Annotated in this window: 25 protein-coding genes and 10 tRNA genes; 8 read left to right on the plus strand and 27 right to left on the minus strand. The window is 44.8% G+C overall.

Annotated elements, in window-relative coordinates; translation table 11 throughout:
- Nucleotides 1–120: 120 nt before the first annotated feature.
- The 10 genes from QUA02_RS28780 to QUA02_RS28825 form a co-directional block, all read right to left on the minus strand.
- Nucleotides 121–193: transfer RNA gene (locus QUA02_RS28780), tRNA-Phe, on the minus strand.
- 9 nt (nt 194–202) lie between these two features.
- Nucleotides 203–287: transfer RNA gene (locus tag QUA02_RS28785), tRNA-Ser, on the minus strand.
- 8 nt (nt 288–295) lie between these two features.
- Nucleotides 296–369: transfer RNA gene (locus tag QUA02_RS28790), tRNA-Tyr, on the minus strand.
- Nucleotides 370–403: 34 nt separating this feature from the next.
- Nucleotides 404–485 (minus strand) — tRNA-Tyr (locus QUA02_RS28795).
- Nucleotides 486–489: 4 nt separating this feature from the next.
- Nucleotides 490–566, minus strand: a tRNA-Glu gene (locus QUA02_RS28800).
- Nucleotides 567–572: 6 nt separating this feature from the next.
- Nucleotides 573–647, minus strand: a tRNA-Trp gene (locus QUA02_RS28805).
- 3 nt (nt 648–650) lie between these two features.
- Nucleotides 651–725, minus strand: a tRNA-Met gene (locus tag QUA02_RS28810).
- A gap of 102 nt (nt 726–827) precedes the next feature.
- A tRNA-Cys gene (locus QUA02_RS28815) sits at nt 828–901 on the minus strand.
- Nucleotides 902–976 (minus strand) — tRNA-Glu (locus QUA02_RS28820).
- A 132-nt stretch (nt 977–1,108) separates the two neighbouring features.
- A tRNA-Asp gene (locus QUA02_RS28825) sits at nt 1,109–1,182 on the minus strand.
- A 6-nt stretch (nt 1,183–1,188) separates the two neighbouring features.
- Between QUA02_RS28825 and QUA02_RS28830 the strand changes: the two genes are divergently transcribed.
- Together QUA02_RS28830 and QUA02_RS28835 are read left to right on the plus strand one after the other, a co-directional pair.
- A complete protein-coding gene (locus tag QUA02_RS28830; RefSeq protein WP_278187183.1) occupies nt 1,189–1,311 on the plus strand; it encodes a hypothetical protein in 123 nt (40 codons plus the stop codon).
- Nucleotides 1,312–1,675: 364 nt separating this feature from the next.
- Nucleotides 1,676–2,500 carry a biotin--[acetyl-CoA-carboxylase] ligase gene (locus QUA02_RS28835; protein WP_333032941.1) on the plus strand — a complete coding sequence of 275 codons (825 nt, stop codon included), beginning with the start codon at nt 1,676–1,678 and terminating at the stop codon, nt 2,498–2,500.
- A gap of 117 nt (nt 2,501–2,617) precedes the next feature.
- Here QUA02_RS28835 and QUA02_RS28840 read toward each other — a convergent pair whose 3' ends face one another.
- Together QUA02_RS28840 and pdxA are read right to left on the minus strand one after the other, a co-directional pair.
- On the minus strand, nt 2,618–6,226 hold the full coding sequence (locus QUA02_RS28840) for an OmpA family protein (protein WP_333032942.1): 3,609 nt from the start codon (nt 6,224–6,226) through the stop codon (nt 2,618–2,620).
- 121 nt (nt 6,227–6,347) lie between these two features.
- Complete coding sequence (gene pdxA, locus QUA02_RS28845) at nt 6,348–7,394, minus strand: 4-hydroxythreonine-4-phosphate dehydrogenase PdxA (protein ID WP_333032943.1); 1,047 nt, start codon at nt 7,392–7,394, stop codon at nt 6,348–6,350.
- 620 nt (nt 7,395–8,014) lie between these two features.
- Here pdxA and petM point away from each other — a divergent pair.
- The 3 genes from petM to QUA02_RS28860 all read left to right on the plus strand — a co-directional run bounded on the left by petM (nt 8,015) and on the right by QUA02_RS28860 (nt 10,506).
- Nucleotides 8,015–8,119: a cytochrome b6-f complex subunit PetM gene (gene petM, locus QUA02_RS28850; protein ID WP_193974770.1), complete on the plus strand. Its 105-nt coding sequence runs from the start codon at nt 8,015–8,017 to the stop codon at nt 8,117–8,119.
- Nucleotides 8,120–8,609: 490 nt separating this feature from the next.
- Nucleotides 8,610–9,587, plus strand: coding sequence for an NmrA family NAD(P)-binding protein (locus tag QUA02_RS28855; RefSeq protein WP_333032944.1), 978 nt, complete (start codon nt 8,610–8,612; stop codon nt 9,585–9,587).
- A gap of 1 nt (nt 9,588) precedes the next feature.
- Nucleotides 9,589–10,506 (plus strand): NAD(+) kinase, encoded by a 918-nt coding sequence (locus QUA02_RS28860; protein ID WP_333032945.1) that lies wholly within the window; start codon nt 9,589–9,591, stop codon nt 10,504–10,506.
- Nucleotides 10,507–10,913: 407 nt separating this feature from the next.
- Here QUA02_RS28860 and QUA02_RS28865 read toward each other — a convergent pair whose 3' ends face one another.
- From QUA02_RS28865 to QUA02_RS28905, 9 genes are all read right to left on the minus strand, one after another.
- The gene (locus QUA02_RS28865; RefSeq protein ID WP_333032946.1) at nt 10,914–11,306 is read right to left on the minus strand and encodes a type II toxin-antitoxin system VapC family toxin; all 393 of its coding nucleotides are present in this window, start codon (nt 11,304–11,306) and stop codon (nt 10,914–10,916) included.
- Entirely contained in the window at nt 11,303–11,542 is a 240-nt protein-coding gene (locus tag QUA02_RS28870) for a DUF2281 domain-containing protein (RefSeq protein ID WP_333032947.1), read from the minus strand. The genes QUA02_RS28865 and QUA02_RS28870 overlap by 4 nt, the downstream gene beginning before the upstream one ends.
- Nucleotides 11,543–11,834: 292 nt before the next feature.
- A complete protein-coding gene (locus QUA02_RS28875; RefSeq protein WP_333032948.1) occupies nt 11,835–14,105 on the minus strand; it encodes a DEAD/DEAH box helicase family protein in 2,271 nt (756 codons plus the stop codon).
- A 140-nt stretch (nt 14,106–14,245) separates the two neighbouring features.
- Nucleotides 14,246–14,446 (minus strand): type II toxin-antitoxin system VapB family antitoxin, encoded by a 201-nt coding sequence (locus QUA02_RS28880; protein ID WP_333032949.1) that lies wholly within the window; start codon nt 14,444–14,446, stop codon nt 14,246–14,248.
- A 43-nt stretch (nt 14,447–14,489) separates the two neighbouring features.
- Nucleotides 14,490–14,702: a hypothetical protein gene (locus tag QUA02_RS28885; RefSeq protein ID WP_333032950.1), complete on the minus strand. Its 213-nt coding sequence runs from the start codon at nt 14,700–14,702 to the stop codon at nt 14,490–14,492.
- A 97-nt stretch (nt 14,703–14,799) separates the two neighbouring features.
- Entirely contained in the window at nt 14,800–15,066 is a 267-nt protein-coding gene (locus tag QUA02_RS28890) for a pepsin/retropepsin-like aspartic protease family protein (protein ID WP_333032953.1), read from the minus strand.
- Nucleotides 15,059–15,280, minus strand: a complete 222-nt coding sequence (locus QUA02_RS28895) for a hypothetical protein (RefSeq protein WP_333032955.1) — start codon at nt 15,278–15,280, stop codon at nt 15,059–15,061. Before QUA02_RS28895 ends, QUA02_RS28890 begins: the two co-directional genes overlap by 8 nt.
- A gap of 272 nt (nt 15,281–15,552) precedes the next feature.
- Complete coding sequence (locus tag QUA02_RS28900; protein ID WP_333032957.1) at nt 15,553–16,038, minus strand: DUF4760 domain-containing protein; 486 nt, start codon at nt 16,036–16,038, stop codon at nt 15,553–15,555.
- Between the two features lie 312 nt (nt 16,039–16,350).
- Nucleotides 16,351–17,901, minus strand: a complete 1,551-nt coding sequence (locus QUA02_RS28905; RefSeq protein ID WP_333032959.1) for an ATP-binding protein — start codon at nt 17,899–17,901, stop codon at nt 16,351–16,353.
- A gap of 284 nt (nt 17,902–18,185) precedes the next feature.
- Between QUA02_RS28905 and ppsA the strand changes: the two genes are divergently transcribed.
- On the plus strand, nt 18,186–20,795 hold the full coding sequence (ppsA, locus tag QUA02_RS28910; RefSeq protein ID WP_333032961.1) for a phosphoenolpyruvate synthase: 2,610 nt from the start codon (nt 18,186–18,188) through the stop codon (nt 20,793–20,795).
- Between the two features lie 160 nt (nt 20,796–20,955).
- Here the strand turns inward: ppsA and QUA02_RS33750 are convergent, their stop codons facing one another.
- From QUA02_RS33750 to QUA02_RS28930, 5 genes are all read right to left on the minus strand, one after another.
- Nucleotides 20,956–21,042, minus strand: a complete 87-nt coding sequence (locus tag QUA02_RS33750) for a DUF5615 family PIN-like protein (protein ID WP_263053636.1) — start codon at nt 21,040–21,042, stop codon at nt 20,956–20,958.
- The gene (locus tag QUA02_RS28915) at nt 21,039–21,269 is read right to left on the minus strand and encodes a DUF433 domain-containing protein (RefSeq protein WP_006634608.1); all 231 of its coding nucleotides are present in this window, start codon (nt 21,267–21,269) and stop codon (nt 21,039–21,041) included. Before QUA02_RS28915 ends, QUA02_RS33750 begins: the two co-directional genes overlap by 4 nt.
- Before the next feature lie 293 nt (nt 21,270–21,562).
- Nucleotides 21,563–22,390 (minus strand): TIGR02452 family protein, encoded by an 828-nt coding sequence (locus tag QUA02_RS28920; RefSeq protein WP_333032963.1) that lies wholly within the window; start codon nt 22,388–22,390, stop codon nt 21,563–21,565.
- A gap of 90 nt (nt 22,391–22,480) precedes the next feature.
- A complete protein-coding gene (gene era / locus QUA02_RS28925; protein WP_333032973.1) occupies nt 22,481–23,392 on the minus strand; it encodes a GTPase Era in 912 nt (303 codons plus the stop codon).
- A 68-nt stretch (nt 23,393–23,460) separates the two neighbouring features.
- Nucleotides 23,461–23,634 carry a hypothetical protein gene (locus QUA02_RS28930; protein ID WP_333032966.1) on the minus strand — a complete coding sequence of 58 codons (174 nt, stop codon included), beginning with the start codon at nt 23,632–23,634 and terminating at the stop codon, nt 23,461–23,463.
- 267 nt (nt 23,635–23,901) lie between these two features.
- On the opposite strand from QUA02_RS28930, the gene QUA02_RS28935 reads away from it, so the two are divergent.
- Nucleotides 23,902–24,333 (plus strand): hypothetical protein, encoded by a 432-nt coding sequence (locus QUA02_RS28935; RefSeq protein ID WP_333032968.1) that lies wholly within the window; start codon nt 23,902–23,904, stop codon nt 24,331–24,333.
- A gap of 439 nt (nt 24,334–24,772) precedes the next feature.
- On the opposite strand, the gene QUA02_RS28940 is transcribed toward QUA02_RS28935, so the two are convergent.
- The gene (locus tag QUA02_RS28940; protein WP_333032969.1) at nt 24,773–25,045 is read right to left on the minus strand and encodes a hypothetical protein; all 273 of its coding nucleotides are present in this window, start codon (nt 25,043–25,045) and stop codon (nt 24,773–24,775) included.
- 252 nt (nt 25,046–25,297) lie between these two features.
- Here QUA02_RS28940 and QUA02_RS28945 point away from each other — a divergent pair, with 252 nt between their 5' ends.
- A complete protein-coding gene (locus QUA02_RS28945; protein WP_333032971.1) occupies nt 25,298–25,855 on the plus strand; it encodes an NUDIX hydrolase in 558 nt (185 codons plus the stop codon).
- Nucleotides 25,856–26,007: the final 152 nt, after the last annotated feature.

The raw sequence follows: 26,007 nt of genomic DNA on the forward strand, positions 1-26,007 counted from the left end.
TTGCCCAACAATAGCTCAAAACCTCTGCCCTAGTATTTCTGAGTATTTATACTCATCGCAAAAGTGACACGCTCCCGTTAACAACCGCTTGCTCTACCATTGAGCTATAAGGCAACGCAATCCCCCAAGTCAGTATCGAACTGACGACCTCTTGTTCTTCACACAAGCACTCTACCAACTGAGCTATCGGGGGAAATTTCAACGGAGAGGACAGGATTTGAACCTGCGTCGGTTTGATCCGATTCTGTTTAGCAAACAGGTGCCTTAAGCCTCTCGGCCACCTCTCCTCAGCGAGCGAGAACGGAGGGATTTGAACCCTCAATCTTCAGTTTTATTAACTGAGATGTTATCCGGCTACACCACGTTCTCAAAATTGCAACTGCGTATTAAATGCAGTTGCAAATGGGTCGGGCTGGAATTGAACCAGCAACGCTTTAAGCTACTGTTTTACAGACAGCTACCCACGCCAATAGGAGGGCCGACCCAGTTTGGAAGTGCTGACGGGAGTTGAACCCGCAATCACTTGGGTGAAAACCAAGCGGCTTAAACCATTTGCCTACAGCACTATAAATTGGCACAGGAACTGAGATTTGAACTCAGAATGCTGGTTTTGGAGACCAGAGTGTTGCCAGTTACACCATCCCTGCTTTTGGTGGCAGCGGCGGGATTTGCACCCGCATTGACCAAGGTATGAACTTGGCGCTTTACTATTAAGCTACGCTGCAATGTCACTTTCGCTTCGTTCCTTTTCACAGTTAAAAAAATCAATTAAAAGACTGTTAGTTTAATCTTTTAATTTCTAATTTTTAATTTCTGATTGAGAACAGAGGTTAGGGCGGGATTTGAACCCGCGAAAATCGGTTTTGCAGACCGACGCCTTCAACCACTCGGCCACCTAACCTGGGAGTCCCGACGAGGTTTGCACTCGCAATCTTCTCCTTGAGGGGGAGACGGCTTCACTTTTGCCTACGGGACTTTGACCCCCGCCGAAAAACGGATACTTGCTTTCCGACAGGAGGTGTGGATTTTAGACCAAAGTTCCAATTCCGAGATTCTTCTCCTGTGGAGTAAATCTAAAATCTAAAATCTAAAATCTAAAATCGACTGACGGGAGTAACGAGACTTGAACTCGCAACCTTTCGCTCGACAGGCGACTGCTCTGACCGGTTGAGCTATACCCCCGCGAAAATGAACAATATTCTGTCCTTGAATTATTCAAGTTGGGACGGGGTGGCGGTTGATTCCGCGTACTACAACCCGATCGGGCTATTGTTGCCGGAGTCTACACCGCCGATGTCCACAATTATGTGACACGATTAACTTCCTATTCTGTTTTCAAGGTTCATATTGCTCGTGGGGTAAGGCTTTGAAGCTCTTTCCCTTCGCCATACATTTATACTACATTGCATAATACAAGACTGTCAAGGGGGTAATACAACTTTTTTTAAAATTGGGTTTTTTAAAGGGGTGCCGATCGCTCCCACCAACCCTTGGCGTACCCATAAACCCTTATCTATCAAGAATTTTGCTGCTAAATAGGTGTGTGGCGTAAGGTTAATCTGATGCTGAAACTGTACTACACTCCAATTTCTCTGAATTTTCGCCGTCGCGCGAGGTCGCACTTCTGGAAAATGCGATAATCAGCTTTTAAATATCAAATACTACAAATCACACCTTGTCTGAATTGCCCTTAACTCCCGTGCCCGCAACCCCAGAACCCGATCGCCCAAACCTCCCTCACTGGCTACACTCCTTGGATACCTGTCCGAGTACCAACAGTTGGGCGATCGCCTGCGCGGCGCAACTCCACCACGGAGATGCAGTATTTACTAGGCGACAAACCAGCGGGCGCGGCCAACACGGGCGCACCTGGCACGCCCCAAGCGGTGTCTTAACTGTTAGTTTTGTACTCGACAACCTCAACCCCAATCTGTTGCCAGGACTCAGTTTAGCAGCCGGTTTAGCGGTGATTTACGCGATCGAAGATTTGGTTCCCGACTGTCGCGATATGCTGCGCCTGAAATGGCCAAACGATGTCTGGATCGATCGCCACAAATTAGCCGGAATTCTCTGCGAAGCCACCAACGGCAATGCTTTGGGTAAAACTCGCGCCGTTGTGGGAATTGGACTCAACCGCTGCGTAGATTTCGCGGCTGCGGGATTGGATGAAAAGGCGATCGGCAATGCCGTAAGCTTGCATTCTATTGCTAGTACAGTACCAGATGAACTGTGTTTGCTCGATCGACTGCGGCACTATTTACTCGAACTAGCCGATATGTTTTCTACCGCAGACAAGCCAGCCTCCAAGTCCGGTTTAGCGCTACTTTTGCCGGAATTGCGCCGCCGCGATGCGTTGATTGGCTGCCCGGTGGCGATCGAACTTTCCTCCGAAACCATCTGCGGAGAAGCCGCCGGCATTGACGGAAGCGGCCGCTTGTTAGTATGCTTGGCGGGCGATCGAATACAGGCCTTTACCTCCGGGCGAGTTCGATTAATTTAAAAGGCAGTAGTCAGTAGTCAGTAGTCAGTAGTCATTAGTCATTAGTCATTAGCTAGCAATTAACAATTCCCAATTAACAATGCCCGATGCCCGATGCCCAATTCCCCCTTCCCAAGTTTAATTTACCACCTCAAATATTACCAATCTGCTCAGCCACAGCGATTGATTGGCCTCCACACCTTCAGGACGACCCTTAGTAGAAGCAACTTGTATTCTGTTGCCATTTATCCCTTGTTTAACCAAAATACCTTTCACATTTGTCGCCCTTTCCAGTGCCAACTTTTGATTTTCTACCGGAGTGCTTTTAAAATCGCTGTAGCCAATTATCCTCAAATTCTTCGTGCGATTTTTCTCCATATATTCCTTGACTTTGCTAAGCTTTTGTGCTACATCTTTCGCCTGCAAACTTGCCGAACCTGCACCGAAATACACGCGAACTGCCATTATTTTTGACTGCGGTTGACTTCCTATTATTACTGTATTTGTTACAGACTTCACCCCCGGAATTTTCTCAAAAGCTTGAGTTATTTTCTCAGCATCTGCCGCTTTGCCCACGCTGCCTGCAACGGCGAGTTTTCCCTCTGTATACCGAGCCGAGATATCAATGCTTTCTACTTTATTCAAAAGAGCTGCCGTCCGCTTGACATCTGCTTCGACTAAAACCGGATCGGCTGGTACTTCAACAGCTATAATTTTATTGTCAATTCTTAATTTTGGAGCCGTTTGCTGAGCGATTTTTTCCGCTCTCAATCGCAGCTTTTGATTCGGCACTCGTCCCGAAATCTCCAAGACTTTATCTTTAACATCTGCCGCGAGGCGATAAACCGATAACTCGGGAGCAGATTGTAAAGCTAAATTTGTATCTGCTTCTAAGCTGGCTGCAACTGAGCTGCGGTATTGATGAATTCCCCAAGGTACGCCAATTAAACCTAACGCTGCCAAACCGATAATGGGTAAAATTGGCAGTTTAGGAGATTTAACTTTTATATCTGTATCGATTAATTTTTGCAAATTCAAGTTGACTTCTGCAGGCACAGTGGTCAGATCGCCGTTAAATGACTGGATTTGCTCTCCGTATTCTTGAACAATATTTTTGAATATCGCTCGCATTTTGTACTTAAACCACGGCCGGGTTTCTCCTTGCATCACTACTGCTAAATAACACGAACCAGCTACTTCCAATACGATCGTAGATGTGCCGTATTCTATAGCATCAATCTCTGCAATATTTCCCGACTGAACTATACAATCGTTGACAAAAGCCCGAATAGCCGTCAGCATTCCCGCTACCATGTCTGATTCTAGCTGTTCGCGTTCAGAGTGCTGCACTGCTGAAATTACTAAGCCCGATTCTGTTTGAATTAAAAACACAGCTTTAACAGTCAGCGGTGTTGTTTCTTGCATCAGCAGTTCGGCTTCAGAAATTCCCTGCAATTTGGCTTTAAATTTGCGACTAATTCCCTCTGGACTTAAAGATGATTCGAGTTTTTGATTAATGTCCCGCATCATCTCGGCGATGTATTTTAAAATCGTGCTGCCGATAATCGGATAAAGTGCATCCGACATTGCTTCTCGCTTGAGATGAATTTGCTGTTTGATAGCGGCGGCCATTTCCGGTGCGATCGCCATTGCAATTTCATCGGGCGATTCACTGATTCTGTGGCTGATTCCCACAGAAAGAGCCGGCGATATAGCTACTCCCATTGATTGCCTGTTTTCTCGGGTTTTGGTATTAATTACTTCATCAATTATCGGAGCTATTGTTTCGGTAAACGATTTTTTTGACTCATTAATTGTTTGAAGCATCATTTCGGGAAATATGATTCTAATTCTGGCCTCTAATTGTTCCCGATCGCCTCCCCATTCAGCATCAGTAATTTTGCGATCGAGTTCCCCTACTTTATCGTTGAGCCTGTAATTATAACTTACAACTTCATCTAACAATGGTAAAATAGATTCTATGACCGACTTTTGCAGTTGGGCGTGATGGCTAACCATCAGCTCGTCAATCAAAGGTTTCAATAAATCGGTAAACAAGTCTGTCGATTCATAAATCCGGTGTTCGATCGCCACAATTTTTTGTTCGATAGTGCCGAGTCTTTCATCAATCCTTTTATTCTGAACGATCGCATCGACAGCGGGGGCGATCGCAGATTCTATCTCTAGCTTTGCTTCCCCGATTTTTCGCGACAGCATCTCTACAATCGCGGGCATGATTCTTGCCATCAACCCTTCTATCTCGGCTAAAACTTGCTGCTGAACTTCGACAATCTTACTTTCATTTTTAAATATTTGTCCTCCAATACCGCTGTTTTGAATAGCCGTATTGACAGCCGGCGCGATCGCCTCTCTCACCTCTAACTTGGTCTCGTCGATTTTCCGGTTCAGCGACTCAATCATTAACGGCATCAACCTTGCCATTATTTCTTCCGGCTGAGACTTTTGCTGTCGTTGAAGATTATTTAGTCTACTTTCTACGTCGCTCACTTTTCCTTGAACTTCTCTTTGAAGAATTGCTGATTCTATCAAAGGTTCGATCGCCGCTGCTACCTCTAATTTGGATTCATCGATTTTCCGGTTCAGCAAATCAGTGATTGCTGGCATTAGCATCGCCATTATCTCTTCTGGCTTCTGAATTGGCGACTGCTGCGTAGCCAGCCGGCGCTCGATGATGCTCAATACTTTTTCTTCTATTTCTACCCAAGCTATTCTTACCTGTACTGACGGGGCGACACTTGCTACAACCTCTAACTTTAATTCACTAATTTTGCGATTCAGCAAATCGCTAACTACCGGCACTAGCTGCTTGATTAAATCTTCTGGTTGCTGCTGGTAACGCTGCTGAATATTCGCAAGTCTATCTTCAATTCTTACTACGTGTTCTTCAAGTCCGTTTTGATTGTGAATTACTTTATTGACTTTTGGTGCGATCGCCGAAGCTACTTCTAACTTAGACTCCTCTAGCTTGCGGTTGAGCAGCTCGCCCACCACCGGTATCAGCCGTTGCATTAACTGTTCTGCATTCGGCAGTTGCTGCTGGTTGAATTTAGCAATTTGATTTTCCAAATCCGCTAATTTCGCCGGTAATTCGAGTCCATTAATTTTATTATTGCTCGCGAGTTCGATCGCCTTTTTAAATTCAGACTTCAACCTCTCTAATTCTTCTCTTACTAACTCAGGAATTAAAGGTTTCAGTAAATTCATCAACTCTTGGGGCTCAGACATGAGCTGCTCAAAATTTTCTAACCTTTGTTCCACGCTCAAAACATTACTGTAAAATTCCGGCAAATCCCTTTCAAACAGCAGTTGCTGCAACCGCTTAAACTCCTCCACTGCTTGTTCTAATTCTTCCTCAGACGGTCGATGATTTTTTGCTACCTTCGCGGTAACTGATAAATCGGGTTCCTCATTATTTTGTTCTCGTCTTTGAGAAGGGATCTCTTCATTGTTAGTTAAGACTTCTGGTACAATAGCCGGTGATTCGATCAGAAAAGACAATTTGTTGCGCCGATTTTCCTCATCCTCCAACCGCTGAACAGACTTTTCTGAAAGGGGTAATTTCAGCTCGCTTGGTTCTTTTTTTGATTTTTTTAATAACTGGAACTCAGTTAGTATGGTTAGCAATTCCTGAAGTTGCTCTCCAGCGTTAGAACTTGCCCGAGTAGCATCAGAAACCTCTTTTTCTGACTGATGTATTTTGCGTGAATTATCATTAGATGCTGACATATTGCGCTACCAAAACTTGATTTTAACCGATCGCAGGAAATGACCAGCTTGCTTGTCGCCTCGCGCAGCGCGAAAATCAATAAGAATGACACAATTTTTCGTAGCGTCAGGCGTAATAAAGCTATGGCCATATTTTAACTGCTGCTCTGCGACTAGCCAACTGGGCCGCCAACTGCAATGCTGCTTTCATGCTGGAGGCATCGGCAATCCCTTGACCTACAATATCAAAAGCTGTGCCGTGATCGGGAGATGTGCGGACAAAAGGCAAGCCAATTGTAGTGTTGACTGCTTTGTCGAAAGCCATCAATTTTACTGGAATCAACCCCTGGTCGTGGTACATTGCCAAGTAACCGTCGTGAGCTTCTGTGGCTAAACCGTACCAAACTTTAGCCGGTTTCACCCACAGGGTATCTGGGGGGACTGGCCCGTCTAACTGGATTTGAGGAAAGCGATCGCGCTGCGTTTCCAACCAAGGTATCATCCAGTCTTGCTCTTCATTTCCCAGTTTGCCATTTTCCCCGCTGTGAGGATTTAAGCCAGAAATTGCAATTTTCGGTCTTTCTAGCCCAAAATCTTCGTGCAAACACTCTACCAGCAATTCTAGTTTTTCGCTCAGCAATTCTGGAGTCAAAGCATCGGGTACTTGACGCAGGGAAATATGTGTGGTAGCCAGTAAAGTTACGAGCGTCCAACCGCTGTGTGGAGATGTGGCGGCAAACAGCATTCCGAACCGCTGCGATTTCGCCCTTTCTGCGAGGAGTTCTGTTTGTCCGGGATAATTGTAACCTGCCGCTTGCCAGCAAGTTTTGGAAATCGGGCCTGTCACGATGGCGGAGAATTCGCCGGCGATGGTACGGGCGATCGCGCTTTCCATGTAAGCAAAGCTAGCCGCGCCGCTAGCTGCACTCCCGACACCAGGGACAATTTCGCCCCACTTGCTGTCTGGTTCAATATCAATAATGTTTAATGTTTCGGGATTTGCCGCTTCTGCTGCTGGATGGCTCGATCGCAGCTTATCGTAAGTTTGCTGCAAAATCATCCTAGAGCCGAAAACCGTCACCATCAAAGCAGCAGCGGGATCTGCCAAAGCCTTGAGAATCACTTCCGGGCCAATTCCCGCCGGATCTCCCAGAGTTACAGCTAGTTTTGATTCCCGATCGAAACTCAAGGCAGTTCTCCAACAAAATACAGGAATTTGGGCACTGAAATTTTAGCATTTAGCTAGCTAATTTGCCAAAAACAGCAGAAAAATGCTGAAAACCTCGCGAATGCGACACCGGCGATTGAAGCGGCGCAGCAGGCTTGACAATCTCTGTTAAGTTCTTTGTGATGGTGATTGTTGATATGAGTAGCTTGATACAGTAAAATACCTACCATGACACAGGCTGTAAAACCGTTGATACGTTAAACCACGATCTGCCAGTGGAACGATCGATCGAGAAGTAGTAATGTCAAGTGGGTGACTCGATCCGCTATAAAAACAGTTAGGACAAGGAAAACTTGACCCAACAACCAGGAAAACTAAAATTTTGGATAAAAAAGTAGGGTGCGGCACGCCCAAACTCTAGGCGAGTATTCTAGTAGGCTTAATTCAGGTGAACCGGCACAAATTGTCTAAACTCGACTTTTTGATTGTTACTTTGGTACGGTCAAATGGTTCAGGAATTGCTCGCAAGAGATAGCCAATTTTAAGGTAGTTCGCTGAATTAAGAATCCCCATCTATAAAAGAGCGGGGAGTGTCAAATTATGTTTATTTAATTTGCAATCGTCAAGGAACTCTAAAACAAATGAACCCTGAATTTCTCAGCGCAGCCTTTTTGTCCTTTTCCCTAATTTTCGTCGGTATCGGTGGAGGCTTCCTGCTGCTCAAACTCCAAGGCGGCGAAGAATAAGCGATCGTGCCCGATCCAGAAACCGGGTTTTTCTACCAAAAACATCGTGCAGCACCCTTGGCGAGAGTAGAAAAACCCGGTTGATTCACATTTGGTGGTTGAGTTCTGAGTGATTTCACACATCGTTCCGAAGACAGAAGTATGAAGGCTGAAGGCAAAATTTTTACTGCCGATAAATTCTCCGGGATTTCCCGATCGCACATTTTTGCTTAACTAGATATCTTGCAAAAGTCAAATTCACCCCCCTTAGTCCCCCCTTATAAAGGGGGGAAACAAGAATAATCTTGCCCCCTCCCCTTACTAAGGGGAGGGTTGGGGTGGGGTGCATTGTATTTTTGCAAGAGTTCTACTGATGTCTCTTCCCGGACGCCGGATGCCGGGGCGATCGTTTGATGAGAGGATTTCAGGTTTTTGTTAAGTTTGTTATAAAAACTTAACAAAAACCTGATACCATCTTATAGAAAGTTTAAGATTCATCATTAATCCCTAGATGACTTTATTGATTTTAGGTGCCACCGGCACCCTCGGCCGCCAAATAGCCCGCCGCGCCCTAGACGAGGGCTACCAGGTGCGCTGTTTAGTCAGAAATTACAGAAAAGCGGCCTTTTTGAAAGAATGGGGCGCGGAACTCGTACCGGGAAACCTTTGCCAGCCCGACAGCCTAGTTCCGGCGCTAGAAGGCGTCAGTGCTATTATCGATGCAGCAACAGCCAGTGCTGCGGATTCTGTCAGCATCAAAAGAGTAGACTGGGACGGAAAAGTATCGCTGATCCAAGCAGCAGCAGCAGCAGGCATCAAGCGTTACATATTCTTTTCCTTTCTCGACGCCGAGAAATATCCCCAAGTCCCCTTGTTGGAAATAAAGCGCTGTACCGAGTTGTTCTTAGCAGAATCCGGTCTAGACTACACAATCTTGAGACCTTGCGGCTTTTTGCAAGGACTGCTGAGCCTGTATGCAATGCCGATTTTGGACAATCAGGCAGTCTGGCTGCCCAACAAGCCGTCAGCCCTCGCTTACATGAACACTCAGGACGTTGCGAAGTTTGCCGTCCGAGCCCTTTCTGTTCCCGAAACTGAGAAAAAAAGCTTTCCAGTGGTGGGAAATCGCGCTTGGGATGCTGAAGAAATCGTGCGGTTGTGCGAACGGCTGTCAGGGAAGCAAGCGAAAATTACGCGCACCCCAGATGCCTTGTTGCAGGCTACTCGTCAATTTGCTAAGTTCTTTCAGTGGAGTTGGAACGTAGCTGACAGATTGGCTTTTTCAGAAGTTTTAGCAGCCGGAAAACCCTTGAAAGCTCCGATGGATGACGTTTACAGCGTCTTCGGAATCGACCCTAAAGAAACTACTACTTTGGAGTCTTATCTCGAAGAATACTTTAATCTGATTATGAAGAAGCTCAAGGAAATAGAGTACGAGCAGCTTAAGACTAAAAAACGGAGTAAACAAAAAATGCCCTTTACATTTTAAAGTGCCGAAAGCTGGGATTATATACAACGACGTTAAACCTGTGGCTTGTCGCATTGCCGCAGAGTTGGAAGACAAGCTGACTGCCCGCGGCTGGGAGGTCTGTTCGGTTTCTGGTTCTGGAGGAATTCTGGGCTATTCTAGCCCCGATCGCCCGATGTGCCACACTCCGATCGACCAACTCGTCCCCCCCGGTTTTGACAGCGACATGGAGTTTGCAGTGGTTTTGGGCGGCGACGGTACGGTACTGTCGGCATTTCGCCAAGTCGCTCCGATTGGAGTGCCGCTGCTGACTGTCAATACCGGTCACATGGGCTTTTTAACAGAAACTTACCTGAACTTGCTGCCGCAAGCTTTGGAAAAGGCGATCGCCGGAGAATACGAAATCGAAGAAAGGTCAATGCTGGCCGTGCGGCTGTTTCGAGAAAACGACTGCCTCTGGGAAGCCCTTTGTCTCAATGAAATGGTGCTGCACCGGGAACCGCTGACTTGTATGTGTCATTTTGAAGTGGCGATCGGGCAGCACGCCTCTATTGACATTGCCGCAGATGGGGTAATTATCTCGACTCCCACGGGATCGACAGCTTACGCCCTTTCTGCCGGCGGCCCTGTGATCATTCCCGGAGTGCCGGTGTTGCAGTTGCTGCCTATTTGCCCGCATTCAATGGCTTCGCGGGCTTTGGTGTTTTCCAACACCGAGCCGGTCAAGATTTTGCCTGCGAGTCCGAACCGCCTGGTAATGGTGGTAGACGGGAACGGCGGATGTTATGTTTTGCCGGAGGATTGGGTGCAAGTCGAGCGAGCTCCGTACCAAGCCCGCTTTGTTCGGGTGCAATCTTTTGAGTTTTTCCACATTTTGCGGGAAAAATTGGGCTGGGGCTTGCCTCACATTGCTAAACCGAGTTCCGTTGAGTTGCCTTGATAGTTGTTGTTGACACTCCCCGACTATCAAGGTACGGGGATTGTTGCCTCAACGAGTTGGCTTGCTCGTAAATATCATATCAAGATCCTAGCTGTAGGAGACCGCAATTCCCGTTCCCGTTTTTCACCGATTGAAGGGATTTTGATTTTTTTATCTGTTGATAAATCGTAGAATAAAGCAGCAATTAGTGTGGGTAATGTAGGGCGACATTTATCCACCGGAATCCTTAGTTCTCGATCGAGCTTCCGAATCATCTCCAAGGTCAGGCAGTGTTTACGAGATAACGCTCCCAATTTTCTCTCGAAATGGAGTTTATTTCTATTCCCTATTCCCTAATTTACACAAACATTTTTTGCAGCAAGCCTTTTTTGAATTGTTCGGTGCGCTGAATCTCTTACCCCACTGCTTCAGTTTGGGTCATGGAAGGGAGATTGATATATTTTTAAGCCTTGGATAAAGCGAAAATCTTTGAGGTTCAGGGTATAGAGGCTAATGTTATGGGTTAGGGCGGTGGCGGCAATCATGGCATCGGGAATTGTGAGTTTATGGCTTAGGGAATATTGCGCCATGAGTTGGATGAATTGCTCTGAGATGGGTCGATCGATGGGAATATTTTGAAGTAAGTCGAGGTGTTTTTGAATGCGGTTTAGTTCGTTTTTGTTGAGTGCGCCATAGTACAGTTCTGCTCTGGTGATAATGCTAATGGTTAAGTTCTGGCTGCCGATTTGTCGTAGTTCTTGAATGATGGCGGTATTGTTTTTATAGAATTCGATGAGAATATTGGTGTCACACAAAATCATTGGTTTTCTTTACCCCATGCGTCTTGGCGAATGTCGTCTAGGGTGATATTTTTTCCTTCCCAGATTCCCGCTAGCTCAAAAAAGGATTGTTCTTGATTGGAGTCATCTTTTTTGGGTTCTATCGTTTTAGTTTGGCTGGCTTGAAATTCTAGAAATTCGATAAATTCAATAACTTTATTGCGTTGTTCGGGGGAAAAATGTTGGATTTTTTGGATTACCATTTCTAGGGTTAACATGGGTTTTTCCTGGTTGTTTTTGGTATTATTTTAACGATTTACACAAACATCTTTTTTTTTGATATACTAGCTTGTTGCATAGGTGCGCGATCGAAGTGTATCTATTGATTCTACCAATTTTCTGATTTGTCAAGCTCTCGATCGAGCTTCCGAATCATCTCCAAATTCAGGCTGCGTTTGCGAGATAACGGCAGTAAGTTGAGCCCCCGCTCAAACTTTGGCTTTTACAGATCAGTTTTTTAGTAGTCGGCTCCAACGCAGTGTTAGACAGCCATTTAGGTCGAACAACCTATTATTTTTCTAAATTTTCCAATCGGGTCTTTTCTGTATGGGCTTTACGAGACAGAACTTGAAGATTTTCTAGCGTGGTGAGACCACCTTTTGACATTGGTGTGATGTGATCGATCTGAAAATTTATCCGAGTCTTACTCTTAAATCCACTGTTGGCACAAGTGATGAAATCCCACCCATCTGTAGCTCTTTCGTATACAGTATCTACAATTTTTCTATATTCTTCTGGGTCTTTTTCTCTAATCTGTTCAATCGATAGATTCTCAAGTGGAATTTCATCAGGTATCACTGTTGGGCGGGATAAATCGAGATTGCCGTATAGTCCTTTGATCTTGTAGATTTCAATATCTAATTGCTTGCAAAAGTAAAGCAGATTGTAGTCAAAAATCACCTGCCAGAATGACTGCTCTGCACTCCAAAGTGAATTAATGTACTCAGTTTTAGCTCTCTCGCCAAGATCGTTATCGTAGATATGCCTTGCAACCTTATATATATCGCACTTGTTCTTTTCTGCAAATGGAATAAACTCTGGCTTTATTTGCTTTTGTGCGTAGTAGCGTAAGATGTTTTCTATGTCCCGATCTCTATAGCCTATTAAAAACTCATGGTCAAGAAAATAGTTGTCTATTGCAATTTGGAGCAAATATTCAAGCTCTTTATCAGTCAATATTTCTCTATCTTCAATATTGACAGTATTAAGTATGGCTTCTAAATCATTAACAAAATTATTGTAGATTTCATCTGTATCACTGTACACAAGCACCGTATAGTTCTTCGGTGTAGGCTCTTTCGATTCAGAAGGCTCAAGAATTGAAAAACGATAAATTCCAACGGGGACTCGCTTCAAAAAATCTAATTTCTCTAATCCCGTTGTATCTATGGAGTCATCCATAATCCGCGCAAATTCTTCCATCTTATCGATAGAGATAAGTCGAGCAATCTTCTTAACTGTCTGGATATCTCTATCAACAAATTCTGCATCATCTTCAAGATGTAATTTTTCAGGATTGACCCAACTAATTCTATCTTCCCAATTATCAATAAAGCTAACTACATAGGCTTTTTCTGTCCCCCCTGCTTTTTGACCACGCAAAGCTCTACCTATCATCTGAGTCATTAAGATTGTGGAAGTGGTCGGGCGGGTAAGGAAAACAGTTTGAACATTTGGGAGATCAGTTCCTTCTGTTAACATCTCAACATTAATAAGTACCTCAAGTTCTCCATTCCTAAATCGCTCGATTTTCTTAGAGTTGTCGCCAGATGAAATTGTAGCTCCTGTCGCAATGTCAACTATTTTAGAAACCACAAAATCCGAGCTAACTTCTCTTTTTTTGAATAAACCATTTAATGTAATAGCGTGTTCTACATCAATTGCAAACAACAATACTGGCTTGTATTTATCTCGATTGTTAACATAGTGATCTACGATTTGCATATTGCGAATACTAGACTTTGCGATCTTTTCAGAAATATTTTTAGGTAATTTGTCAAAATCTTCTATTGCTTTAATGTCTTTATCGCTTAGCTCGTTGTAAAAATCTAATTGGGTAGTCAAGTCCTCAAAAACTGGTTCCGCAAGTATTCCTTTCGTAATTAAGTTTCTTAGATGCTCAGAGAAAATAATATCGTCAGGAAAAACTTTCTTTAATAGACCCGCTTCAGTTTCATCCGATCTGAATGGAGTTGCAGTTAAACCGAGCATTCTAAATGCATCTTGCTTCTGACGTTTTTCAAAATTCTCTTTGATGGCATTGATTAGTTTTCGATAAGTCTTTGCGGTTGCATGATGTGCTTCATCGACCACTAAAAGTATTGAATCACAATGCTCTACCCAATTGTTTAGAAGGTGAGTTAATCCACTATTTAAGCTATCTTTACTAGCAATAATGATGTCATCTGTCAGTTTTATGTTCACGGGAATATCGTGCTTAGGATGCCCTGAAATTACTCGAAAGCTAAATTTATCAGCATCTTTTAAGAGCGAACTATAGGCAGTGAACTTTATAGTTTCTATTGCTTGGTTTAGTAACTCGTGACGGTGAGCTATCCATAAAACTTTCTTGCGTTTGTCAATAAAGTTACGTAGTAACCAGTGCACAGCAGTTAAAGTTTTCCCCCCGCCTGTAGGTAGAACTAGTAAACCTTCAAATGCAGATTGATTTTTATGATTCAGAGCTTTTATTGCTTCGTTCTGGTGAGCATACAATTCTTTGGGGCTTTCACCTTTTTTTACTTGAATTTGACCTGAGTATTCAACTTGAACTGTTTGCATGTTAGCTGTAAACCTAAATGAAGATATAAACCAGTTGGTTCTAGCAGATCAGCTTTTGGCTTCGCCCCACTAGTAATTTAGTCGATTGTCCGTTAAAGTAGTCAATCCAGACGCTGGAATCAACAATAATCATGGGCTTACTATTGTTGCGTATCCGTTCTCATGCGATCGAGGTCGCCGTCCCAGGCGAGTTTACCCCGTAGCGCACGTAGGTTCTCTTGGTTTTTCATTTGGATCAGCAGGCTCAGGGCCAATTCGATGACTTCTTGTTGTGCAGTCAGTCCGGTGACTTGGAGCGCATTGGTGATGAGGGAGCTATCGATTTCGATCGTGCTTTTCATAGGTGCTTTTGGGGTGAGTTTTATCGATCGCGCTTTCATCCGATTATAAGCGATCGCCCATCGGCAGCGATCGACATCTAGCGTATCTATTTATTCTACCAATTTTCTTTAGGTCAAGCTCTCGATCGAGCTTCCGAATCATCTCCAAAGTCAGGCAGTGTTTACGAGATAACGGTATAGTTGGAGTGTCTTCATTTCTATTCACTCTGCTTAGGACGGATTTCAACTTCTGAACGTGCCCGGAAGAAACAGACATCAAACTCGAAGAAGAAATTAGCTTGCCCCAAAATCAAAGGTAAATTGGTTGCTTGTGTCCAGGCAAATGCCAGGTTAAGCGTTGGGAATGAACTAACTCACGCATTAACAACGACTGCGCGGGCTTCAAATCGAGCCAAATTCCCAGCCAATACGACTGAGAGTGTCTCATTTTCCCAGACTAAGCTTAGTTGTAGCCCTAACTCGTAGGGCAAAACATTAACGCTTGCGCCTGTATCTAGTAAGCCCTCAGCGTTCAAGGATTGACCGTTCAGGCTGAGTGTCAATGGCAGATACGGCATTCGATCGACCATGGCAGGACTGCTGTCAATGATTTTGTAGGGAAATCTCTGAGCGTCAATCACTTTGTTCTTGTTGTTTTGTCGTCAGAAGATTCATTAAAACATTGGCAGCCTCAGAGCAATTGTAAGGCGACCAGACCGGATACTCTCGATCGGCAACAAAAAAGTTTGTTGCATCTTCTTCTTTGACCAGTTCTGTTGCCAGAAACTGCATCAGCCGAAGCTTGTCAATTCTTGAAAGTTCCTGGATCTGTGACATTAGTTCAGCCAATGGCATTTGAGAATCTCCTCGTTCGAGGTTTGGCGAAAAGATTGGATCTACTAGCTTGTTGCATGGTGCGCGATCGAATCGTATCTATTGATTCTACCAATTTTCTGTAGGTCAAGCTCTCGATCGAGCTTCCGAATCATCTCCAAGGTCAGGCAGCGTTTTCGAGATAACGTTCGCACTCACCGGATGCAGATAACCTCTGCAACTCAACCAACCAACTTGACACATTCCGTTGCAGTGCGGTTGTTAGGCGACGGACTAAATGAAAAGTGAAGTCCTTAAACTGGATACTCTAATGGTTTGTTTTGCATCTTAAAATACTTTCTTACACTTTTGATTAAACTTTCTGTTCTTTGCCGATAGTAATTTCCTCTACTTTGTCTCTCATACATGACTATTGGCTGTGTCACTCTCCAAATTTTTAAGAAAATTTCTCCATAAGTTTCGTAAACAAATTTACTGTTTATTTGCTTATTTTCTATTAATATCCAAGCACGGTCTAAGCTTGATAAAACCTCATCAACAATGAGAAGTTCCTCTGTTGTTAATTGAGACGGATCTTTGTTTTTAAGGGAATATATGAACGCTCTATTCTTCCTGCTGTTGGGTGAAGAAAGCTCATCAAATAGCCTAAGAGATACATCTAGCTTATGACTTTGATTTGTCTGTCTGATTTGTAAAATAGCAAACCCAACTGTGACAATAATTACAATTGTTTGAATAAGAGATGAGATTGCACTTATTGCCTCCCACGGTGATGACATTGCCTCACTCCCAACCTGTAATTATATTTGTTAATTAGAGTAGCTTGTATTACGGCGAACTTGAAATGACTAGGCTTTGTCTGCCTCACAAACAATATCGCTGTACCGTCCCAGCCGAGATTTTAAGCCGCCTAACTATTAATTAGACCGACTTCCTCCATATATTCTCATAATTCTACCAGATAGACGGACAACTGGCAAGTGATTTTCGGAAAGCGAATCTTCATATTTCCGCTATTTCTATAAATATCTCGAAAATTTCCATCTATCCCTCCAGTGGAAAGACGACTTTTCGGAAATTCATTGGATTTATCACGCACGAATGACTGTAATCGTTCTTCCCATTGGACTAACCTGAATTTCAGTTTTCAATCGCTCTTCCAATTCCGGTGCATTCTCGCGCCGATCGAATATCACCAACCACCCCTCATCTTGTCCCAATCGAGCCAAATATCCATCCAACTGTTCCAATCCTTTACTCAACGGATCGACTTTCCGAGTTCGCAAAACCTTCAGTTCAATTCCCAATGTTACCTCACCATAACGCAAACATAAATCCATTCTGTCGCGCCCGATCGCATATTCCCGCTCCAACGTTCCCCCACCATTAATCACCCGATGCAGAAATGCCATCAACACCAAATGCGGGGCAATTTCGGGGTAAGACGCACTTTTGAGTAAGGGCTCGCCATGTTGCAGCCAAAACGCAAGAAACGCTTGCAGGAGTGCATCTGGTAGTAGTTCGCCGCGATCGTTCAACCAACTCGGACTGATAATCGGTAAACTATCTTGTGGCCCTTGCGCCAAAACTCGCGGCAACACTTCTCGATAAATCGGATTGGCGATGACCAAACCCCCAGCCGGATCTCGTTTGAGCAAGCCCAAATCTACGAGGTATTGGCGATCGTCATTAGAAAATTCTGGCAGTTCTCGTCCGGCTAACATCGGCTCGATAATGGCTTTGACTCGGTTTTCTCGCAGTCGTTCAGCTAAACTATCCAAATGCGTATCTTGGCGTTTGATTAAAATTTCTTTAGCTTCTAAAATACGATCGGGCGTAATGGCGATCGATTCATCGGTAACTAATTCTTCTACGATTTCCTTAGCTAAAGCATTCACTAACCAAGGTTGTCCCTGAGTGAGTTCAAAAGCTAACGCTACGGCTGACGGTGTAAAAATTTGTCCGGTATCTTGAGTGTGTTGCGCGTAGAGTTCGGCGACTTCTTGAGCCGTAAAATCTCTGAGAGTAATCGATCGCACTTTAATATTAAACGGACTGGATGTATGGAGTCGATCGCTACCACCCGCAGCCACTTTGTAATCGCGAACATCGCGCAAACCAATTAAACCCACCGATTGAGGAAACGCTTTCGGACGATTGGGATAGCCATCGCGCAGTTGTCGCAAGATGGAAATCAACGCTTGGTCTTGCAATGCGTCAATTTCGTCGATCAAAATGACCAGGGGACGAGATGAAACTTGTGCCCAAGCTTGTAAAGCCGCCCGAATTTTCTGTCCCGACTGTATGCTTGTCCAATCGGGCGGTTGCAGTTCGGGTGGCAGGCGAAAGGAAATGTTATCTCGCCAAGCACCCAGAATCGCCTCTTCTGCACCCGCGATGTCTTGACTGAAAGGTGCGCCGACTTCAGCAGAAACCATCACGGCGGTGTATTGTCCGCTGTCGGTGAGTTGTTTGGCTAATGCCAGCATGGCGGTGGTTTTCCCCACTTGTCGGGGTGCATGGATGACGAAATAGCTTTGCTGAGCAATCAGTCGCTCTAAATTCGGGAGGCGACGGGTTGCCGGTAACATATAGTGGATGTCGGCGCGGCAAGGGCCTGCGGTGTTGAACCAGCGCGGCATAGGGTCAACTGGGGGGAATGGGGCTGCTCTCAGTTTACTTTACTGTTGTTGGAATCGCGTTCTATTGTTGTTGGGCGAGGGGGCTATCTCGACTTCCCGACCTGTTCTCAACCCCCACTCCGGTTTTATTGCTTGATGCAGAACGCGAACAGTTGATTCAACTGCTCGCATCCTCTTTCTAATTTGCTAAAGTCGAGTTGAAGTACAATGCTCCGGTAAATCGTTTTAGCCCGAAGGATGTCATCAAAATAATTAAAGAAAGAATTGCCACAGGAGGTAAATATATGAGTTCCTATGTGCTTGGTTTTCAGGAGATTGACAAAACAAAAATCATGGTGGTTGGGGGTAAAGGCGCAAACCTGGGGGAACTTTCCAAGATTGAAGGAATCCGCGTACCGGATGGCTACTGTATTTCTACTGAAGCCTTTAAAAGCATCATTGGGGAAACGCCGTCGATTAACGAATTACTCGATCGGTTATCGCTTCTAAAGGTGGAAGACCGGGATAAAATCGGTGAACTTAGCGGTGAGATTCGTAGGGTCATCGAAGGGATAGCCATTCCTCAAGACATTAATGAAGAGATCGCCCGCCTCCTCTCCAAACTCGGAGAAAAGAACGCCTATGCCGTCCGATCGAGCGCAACCGCCGAGGATTTACCCACCGCTTCCTTTGCCGGTCAGCAAGATACCTATTTAAACATTATTGGAAAAGAAGCAATCCTAAAGCACATCAGCAAGTGCTGGGCATCGCTATTTACCGATCGAGCAGTCATTTACCGCCTGCAAAACGGCTTCGACCACCGTAAAGTCCACCTGTCTGTGGTTGTTCAGAAGATGGTCTTCCCGCAGGTGGCAGGAATTTTGTTTACTGCCGATCCCGTCACTTCTAATAGAAAAGTGTTATCCATTGATGCCAGCTTCGGACTTGGTGAGGCAATGGTTTCCGGCCTGGTGAATGCTGATAGCTATAAAGTGTGTAACGGCAAGGTTATCGATAAGAAGATATCTACCAAGAAACTGGCTGTTTATGCCTTAAAAGATGGGGGTACGAAAGAACAGGAAATTGAGCCTGAGAGACAAAATAAGCAAGCGCTGACGGATGAGCAGATTGTACAGCTTGAGCGCACGGGCAGAAAGATCGAAGAACATTTCGGCTGTCCCCAGGACATCGAATGGTGTTTAGTTGATGATACATTTTATATTGTCCAGAGTCGCCCAATCACCACTTTATTTCCGATCCCTGAAACGAACGATCGGGAAAATCACGTCTTTGTTTCTGTCGGTCACAACCAAATGATGACCGATGCCATGAAACCATTGGGATTGTCTTTTTTCCTGTTAACGACCCATGCACCCATGCACACTGCTGGTGGAAGGTTATTTGTTGATGTTACAGCGACGCTGGCTTCACCTGTCAGCAGAAAAACTGTATTAAACGTCACATTGGGAAAATCTGATCCGCTCATGAAAGACGCACTTACAACCATCATAGAGCGGGGAGATTTTATAAAATCGTTACCCGACGATCGGAGTCTCGGCAAAAGCAGTAAAGGTCGATCGCCTGCTGATTTTCAAACCCTAAACGACTACGATCCGGCGATTGTTGCTGATTTGATTCAACAGAGTCAAACCTCGATCGAAGCGTTAAAACAAACCATCCAAACGAAATCAGGATCGGATCTGTTTGATTTTATCCTGGAAGATATCCAGCAATTAAAGAAGACAAACTCTGATTCACAGGGTTTTGGTGTGCTTATGACTGGTATGAATGCTTCCTCCTGGATCAATGAGAAAATGATGGAGTGGTTAGGCGAAAAAAACGCAGCGGATACGCTTTCTCAATCAGCACCTAACAATATTACTTCGGAGATGGGTCTGGCACTATTGGATGTTGCGGATGCGATTCGTCCTTACCCGGAAGTCATTGAGTATTTGCAACAGGTAAAAGAGGATAACTTTCTAGATGAATTAGTGAAGCTTGAGGATGGACAGGAAGCCCAGAACGCGATCGCTACTTTTCTCAACAAATACGGAATGCGATGTGTCGGAGAAATCGATATTACGAGAACTCGTTGGAGCGAAAAACCAACAACGCTTGTTCCCTTGATTCTTAGTAACATCAAAAACTTTGAGCCTGGTGCCAGCGATCGCAAATTTGAGCAAGGACGACAGGAAGCCTTGAAAAAAGAACAAGAGTTGTTAGAGCGATTGAAGCAATTACCGGAGGGTGAGCAAAAAGCCAGAGAGACACAACGAATGATCGGCCTGATCCGAAATTTCATCGGCTATCGTGAATATCCAAAGTACGGTATCGTGAGTCGCTACTTCGTTTACAAGCAGGCATTACTTAAAGAAGTCGAACAACTCGTACAAGCGGGCGTTATTCATGAAAAAGAAGATGCCTACTATCTCACGTTTGAAGAACTTCGCGAAGTTGTACTTACAAATCAATTAGATTATCAGATTATCAGCAACCGAAAAGACGAGTACAAACTCTATGAAAAACTAACTCCCCCACGTGTTCTCACGTCTGATGGTGAAATGATTGCCGGTGCGTACAAACGAGAAAATCTCCCGGCTGAAGCTATTGTAGGCCTGGCTGTTTCTTCCGGAGTTATAGAGGGACGAGCACGTGTCATCCTAAACATGGAAGACGCCGATCTAGAAGATGGAGATATATTAGTCACCTCGTTTACTGACCCTAGCTGGACACCATTGTTTGTATCCATAAAAGGTCTAGTCACCGAAGTTGGTGGACTGATGACCCATGGAGCAGTTATCGCACGTGAATATGGCTTACCGGCAGTTGTCGGAGTAGAAAATGCGACCAAACTGATAAAAGATGGGCAACGAATTCGCGTACATGGAACAGAAGGGTATGTAGAAATCCTTTGACACTCCCCGCCCGGTCGGTACGGGGATTCTTAAGACATTTATGTCAAAATATTCCTATTGCTAGGGTTCCCAGGCTGACTGCGTTTGCACTAAGAAGTGCGCAGTCATATGTTTTGCATAATCCCAAACTATTAGGTCGATCGTTGCTTTCATTCCCACATCAAAGGACGTGAAGCGAATTTGGGAAAATATCGCTCAAACGATTCGGCAACTTGGGTGACAAGTTTTCATCAAAAAGTAATTTCATGCCGATAAGGTCGCGGTCATAAACCGACGCTCGCGGTCAGCAGCATAAGCAATGCAGGCTTTTAAATCTTCTCGCGTCAAATCGGGAAAATCGTCAAGAATTTCTGCTTCGGTCATCTCGGAAGCCAGGTACTCAAGCACTTCATAAACCGTAATTCGCAAGCCGCGTACACAAGGCTTACCACCGCGTTTATTTGCTTCGATCGTGATGTGGTTTCGGTAATTCATAGTTGGAATTTTTGAGAATCTCCTAGTTTGATGTTTGGTGAAAAGATTGGATCTACTAGCTTGTTGCATGGTTGCGCGAGCGAAGCGTATCTATTTATTCTACCAATTTTCTGTAGGTAAAGCTCTCGATAGAGCTTCCGAATCATCTCCAAGGTCAGGCAGTGTTTGCGAGATAACGCTCCCAATCGCCTGCTAAAAACTACCTCAAACTCCAGCCGATGACCTCCTGAAAGTCGGCGTGCGTTGGGATTGTTAGAGGCATTGACGACAGCGAGGCTGAGAATGCAATACTTTTACTTAAATCTATTTTTAAATGCCTTCAATGTATCCTTACTCTTAGCCGAATCATATATACCAAAAACTACACGATCGAAACATCCATGAAATCGCGGACTCTCAAGCCACTGACCAAAAGCATCTGCTACCATACTGGCATCGTTGCAAAACACGCCACACCCCCATGCACCGAGTAACAACGATCGATGTCCATTATCTTGTGCCACCGCAAGTACATATCCAGCACGTCGCCGCAATGCTTTTTCAATATCGGGAAGCGCATTGGGATCGCGACGCAATACTTGACCTGCATTTGGTGCGGGCGCAGTAATAACAGATGCTAAAAAATAATCATCGAGCAATTCACGACTGCGGATTCTAAACCAAGGAACTTTTGGAGAATAAATCAGGTAATCGGTGTAAAGAAGAGAATCTTGCGATCGGTTTGCTTCATAATACTCGGGCTGTGTCAATTGACAGGGATATAACCCGGAACAGCGAGCCAAATCTTCTTCTTGTGCTTTTGCACCATTAATAAATCCGCCGCCAGGATTTCGAGCGGAGGCATAGTTTAGGAGTACGAGATCGCGGCAACCTTCACCTTTTACCAAACGGTAGGCGGCTACTTGAGTGGTCTCATCGGTAACTTCCACCAAAAGACTCTGTTTCGCATCACATTGCGTATTTTGCAATAAATTTTCAACTTCTTCGGGTCGATACAACTTAGTATTTTTCTCTGCCAGCTTCTGCTCGGTAGCAAAATTAATAACATGGCCGTGCTTTGAAATGAACTCGCCTTTTTCTAGAATCTGTAATGTTTCCTTGGCTATACCTGTTAACGACATACACTCCTCATTGGTGGTTTCGATGAAGTTCTCAACTCTGCTTCTGAGCACATCAGGATTAACAGAGGGAAACTGCTAACAGATAAAGTTTCACTCTTCCACCCGATAACCCAATTCCGCTAAACGGGTGCGGGACTGCCGCCACTTCGGCTGCACCTTGACAAACAACTCCAAATACACTTTGCCTTCAATTAACTTTTGAATCTGTTCCCGGGCCGCACTGCCGATCGACTTGAGCATACTGCCGCTTTTACCGATTAAAATGCCTTTTTGGGAATCCCGTTCGACGTGAATCGTCGCCAGAATGCGGGTAATTTTCGCTTCTTCTTGAACTATGTCGATCGCAATTGCTACAGAATGCGGCACTTCTTCCCGCGTCAGCAGCAAAATCTGTTCCCGAATCAATTCGCCCATAATAAAGCGTTCCGGCTGGTCAGTCACCAAATCTGGCGGATAATAATAAGGCCCAACCTCCAAATGTTCGATTAACAATTGTTGCAGCGGCTCGACACCCTCGCCCGTGAGAGCCGAAAATTTCACTACAGGCCACTCAGGATTGACAATTTGCTCGTAAGTTCGATCGATCAACACCGAATCCGACGGTTGTTCGTCCAACTTATTCATCCCCAAAATCACCGGAACTTTGCAATTGCTGAGAATTTCGACAATATATCGATCGCCCCCTCCCGATTCCACCGAACCATCCACCACAAACAGCACCACATCCACAGACTGAATCGCTGTGCGCGCATTCTGCACCAAAACCTTACCCAATTGGTGATGCGGCTTGTGAATTCCGGGAGTATCGACAAAAATAATTTGTGCTTCCGGTGTCGTCAGGATGCCCCGCAGCCTGTTGCGAGTCGTCTGAGACACCGGCGAAGTAATCGCAATTTTCTGCCCCACCAACTGATTCATCAGCGTTGATTTTCCGACATTCGGACGCCCGACAATACCCACAAACCCCGACTTGTACCCCGCCGGAGCTGCGGGAACACCCATAATGTCCGATACGTCGATAAATTTACTATCTTCCACTAAAATCACCTATTTTCAAGCCCCTTCTCTGTCTATTGTCGCCTGAAAATACTCAAACGCCCATCGATGCACTGTAGCATCTTTCTCGCCCTGGTATAGCCCGCAACACTCAAACCTCGATCGAGCCGCAAACCAGTGTTAAAACGTGATACGCGATCGGCAAAACTTGATATCTGAGACAAAATTTGATAAAGTTCCAATGACATCGATCGAAAATGAATCATTCTGGTAAAACCGACTCCCCAATGCTGTAACAACTTCAGATGTGTAAATATCTAACTCAACTGAAACTATTCTACGGTTGGTCAGGCAAACCAGTTTTAACATTTTTGAAGATGTTTGGTAATAAATTAGCTACGTTGAACTCAAACTCAAAAGCTCAATATCATGAGGCGCTTTCTCAATAAAAGCTAGTGTCTTTTGATCGTACCTAAATTAGTGCTAATCGTCATAAAGTTGAGGAGATGAATCGGATGAAATCGAAATTATTTTGGAGTTTTTGCACCGTTTTGGTAGCAAGCTTGCCTGTTCCCGCCTTCGCTCAAACAAGCCCTCCCACAAGCCCTCAAGCAGGTATTGACTACAAGGGTGGCTCGATGCAATACCAGTTGCTACCAGGCAAAATACAGGACAGAACCTTGCCCAAAGCTTTTGACTTTCCAATTATTACCACTGTTGCTACTGACACTAGCATCACCAGCGATCACCTAATTACCGATCAGTTTCGCGCGCCAGCGACTCGTCCAGAATACACCGGAGCTCTCACCGCATGGGCAGCATCAATCAGAGAATGTCTGGCAAAACAGCCCCGCTTGATTCGAGCCAGCACCAAGAACCCGATTCAGATTAATGGCAGAGTAGGCACGATTGTCAGAAACGCAAATAACCGTGCAGTTTGCAAATAAGTCAGCAATATCACGGCGGCTCAATTGACCGTAATTGCCGTGGGGCGGGTTCACCAATATCTCCAATGCAAGCATGGATACAGTAAACCCGTCACCGCGACGATATTGTGGTCAATCGACCCTAGTTGATATAACTTCCGCTGTCTGAAGACAAAAACTAGAGAGTATTTTTGAACAAAAAGAGCAATAGAAAACCTATTGCTCTTTTTGTTAGCGAAATTTCAATTAATATCTATTAAGACTTATATGATATCCGTTGCAACGACATCATATAAGAGGTTTGCAGCGAGGAATGCAAGTCCTTATCAAAGTTTGAGGACTTGCATTCCTCACTGCAAACGACATAATTACGCAGAAACCAGCTTTTTTCCAAAATATCCCGTGGAACCCGAGCGATAGGGATTTTAACACCCGGTTTATCAAAGTTTGTATGCGTAATTCACGATTTAGTCGCGCAAAATTCATGTGTACTCAGTAAAATTTCCCCATAATCAGGAATCCAAGCTAGCCACTTTTCATCCGAACATTCACACAACAGCCACGCTTCGTCAAAGCTGAATGCGGTTGGCGGATTGAACAATTTAACCCACATAGAAGGAGCCAATTTGGGTGCAGGTACGGCGCAGCCAAATTTTTCCCAGTCGCGGGCACTGGCGAAGCTTCCGGGCGTTGGTTGGGATTGCCAAGTACGAATATCTGTTTGCAGTTGCATAACTACTCCTGTCGAGCTAAGAGTCTGCACCTAGGCGGGTTTGTCACAACGCAGAGCGAAGGCGCAGATAAATTTCGATTATGTAGTCTATGTTACGGAATTATCTAGGCAATTGTGTAGGGTTGTAGCAAAAATTTACAATCGAGAGCGGAAAATGGGTTCAAAGCTCAGAAGGTCGATCGGCTATTGTTCCGCTCGGCAACGATCGATTACCATAGCAAACAATATCTGAGTTATTTCAAAAATTCTGACATGAACCAAACTGCAAAATCCCAGTGGAAAACTCTAGATCGGTTTGTAGAAATCAATTCTCATTGGGTAAAACTAATCGCCGAACATCTCGAAACAACCGAAGGAAAAACAGTAGAATATTGGCGAGTAGAAAGAGCAGATTCAGTTGTAATCTTGACAATTCAAGCTGACAAATTGCTGTTTCCCCCACCGATGTATCGCCCCGGCGTGGCATCCGCAACCCTCGATTTTCCCGGCGGTCGCGTACCAGCCGAATCGACGCCAGCAGCGGCAGTTCCAGCTATAATCAAGAAAGAACTAGGCGTGACAGAAAGTACGATCGCCCGCATCCAACCCCTCAACACCATCGGCTGGGCAATAAACAGCTCATTCTCCAATCAAAAACTCTACGGTTTTGTTGCAGAATTGCACCCTACACCAACAGTAAACCCCGAACTGATCGGTGCTGCATATCCTGCAGCCCCAGACGGAATTCGCGACTTGCTTAAAAAATTAACTTGCCTGCAATGTCGAGCATTACTGCTAGAATGGCAAAATCAAATCGATTTTAGATGTTAGATTTGCAATTTTTCCAAACTATCGTTTATTTTAAATTCAGGAATTATGCAAAACTTCTATATGTAGGGTGCGCACGGCGCACCTTATATCAAATCCGGTAGCATCGGAATTATGTAGTGCGAGCGTCCCCGCTCGCGAGCCACGCCGCGAGC

The organism is Microcoleus pseudofavosus SVA1_A4, assembly GCF_036700565.1.
Lineage (GTDB): Bacteria > Cyanobacteriota > Cyanobacteriia > Cyanobacteriales > Microcoleaceae > Microcoleus.

What these genes read in the sequence shown, in the direction of transcription:
- QUA02_RS28830 (WP_278187183.1), top strand. Translation starts at nt 1,189, where the DNA reads ATGAACAATATTCTGTCCTTGAATTATTCAAGTTGGGACGGGGTGGCG.
- QUA02_RS28840 (WP_333032942.1), bottom strand. Translation starts at nt 6,226, where the DNA reads ATGTCAGCATCTAATGATAATTCACGCAAAATACATCAGTCAGAAAAA.
- petM (WP_193974770.1), top strand. Translation starts at nt 8,015, where the DNA reads ATGAACCCTGAATTTCTCAGCGCAGCCTTTTTGTCCTTTTCCCTAATT.
- QUA02_RS28855 (WP_333032944.1), top strand. Translation starts at nt 8,610, where the DNA reads ATGACTTTATTGATTTTAGGTGCCACCGGCACCCTCGGCCGCCAAATA.
- QUA02_RS28865 (WP_333032946.1), bottom strand. Translation starts at nt 11,306, where the DNA reads ATGATTTTGTGTGACACCAATATTCTCATCGAATTCTATAAAAACAAT.
- QUA02_RS28870 (WP_333032947.1), bottom strand. Translation starts at nt 11,542, where the DNA reads ATGTTAACCCTAGAAATGGTAATCCAAAAAATCCAACATTTTTCCCCC.
- QUA02_RS28875 (WP_333032948.1), bottom strand. Translation starts at nt 14,105, where the DNA reads ATGCAAACAGTTCAAGTTGAATACTCAGGTCAAATTCAAGTAAAAAAA.
- QUA02_RS28880 (WP_333032949.1), bottom strand. Translation starts at nt 14,446, where the DNA reads ATGAAAAGCACGATCGAAATCGATAGCTCCCTCATCACCAATGCGCTC.
- QUA02_RS28885 (WP_333032950.1), bottom strand. Translation starts at nt 14,702, where the DNA reads ATGTCTGTTTCTTCCGGGCACGTTCAGAAGTTGAAATCCGTCCTAAGC.
- QUA02_RS28895 (WP_333032955.1), bottom strand. Translation starts at nt 15,280, where the DNA reads ATGCCATTGGCTGAACTAATGTCACAGATCCAGGAACTTTCAAGAATT.
- QUA02_RS28900 (WP_333032957.1), bottom strand. Translation starts at nt 16,038, where the DNA reads ATGTCATCACCGTGGGAGGCAATAAGTGCAATCTCATCTCTTATTCAA.
- QUA02_RS28905 (WP_333032959.1), bottom strand. Translation starts at nt 17,901, where the DNA reads ATGCCGCGCTGGTTCAACACCGCAGGCCCTTGCCGCGCCGACATCCAC.
- ppsA (WP_333032961.1), top strand. Translation starts at nt 18,186, where the DNA reads ATGAGTTCCTATGTGCTTGGTTTTCAGGAGATTGACAAAACAAAAATC.
- QUA02_RS33750 (WP_263053636.1), bottom strand. Translation starts at nt 21,042, where the DNA reads ATGAAATTACTTTTTGATGAAAACTTGTCACCCAAGTTGCCGAATCGT.
- QUA02_RS28915 (WP_006634608.1), bottom strand. Translation starts at nt 21,269, where the DNA reads ATGAATTACCGAAACCACATCACGATCGAAGCAAATAAACGCGGTGGT.
- QUA02_RS28920 (WP_333032963.1), bottom strand. Translation starts at nt 22,390, where the DNA reads ATGTCGTTAACAGGTATAGCCAAGGAAACATTACAGATTCTAGAAAAA.
- era (WP_333032973.1), bottom strand. Translation starts at nt 23,392, where the DNA reads ATGGGTGTTCCCGCAGCTCCGGCGGGGTACAAGTCGGGGTTTGTGGGT.
- QUA02_RS28930 (WP_333032966.1), bottom strand. Translation starts at nt 23,634, where the DNA reads ATGTCATTGGAACTTTATCAAATTTTGTCTCAGATATCAAGTTTTGCC.
- QUA02_RS28935 (WP_333032968.1), top strand. Translation starts at nt 23,902, where the DNA reads ATGAAATCGAAATTATTTTGGAGTTTTTGCACCGTTTTGGTAGCAAGC.
- QUA02_RS28940 (WP_333032969.1), bottom strand. Translation starts at nt 25,045, where the DNA reads ATGCAACTGCAAACAGATATTCGTACTTGGCAATCCCAACCAACGCCC.
- QUA02_RS28945 (WP_333032971.1), top strand. Translation starts at nt 25,298, where the DNA reads ATGAACCAAACTGCAAAATCCCAGTGGAAAACTCTAGATCGGTTTGTA.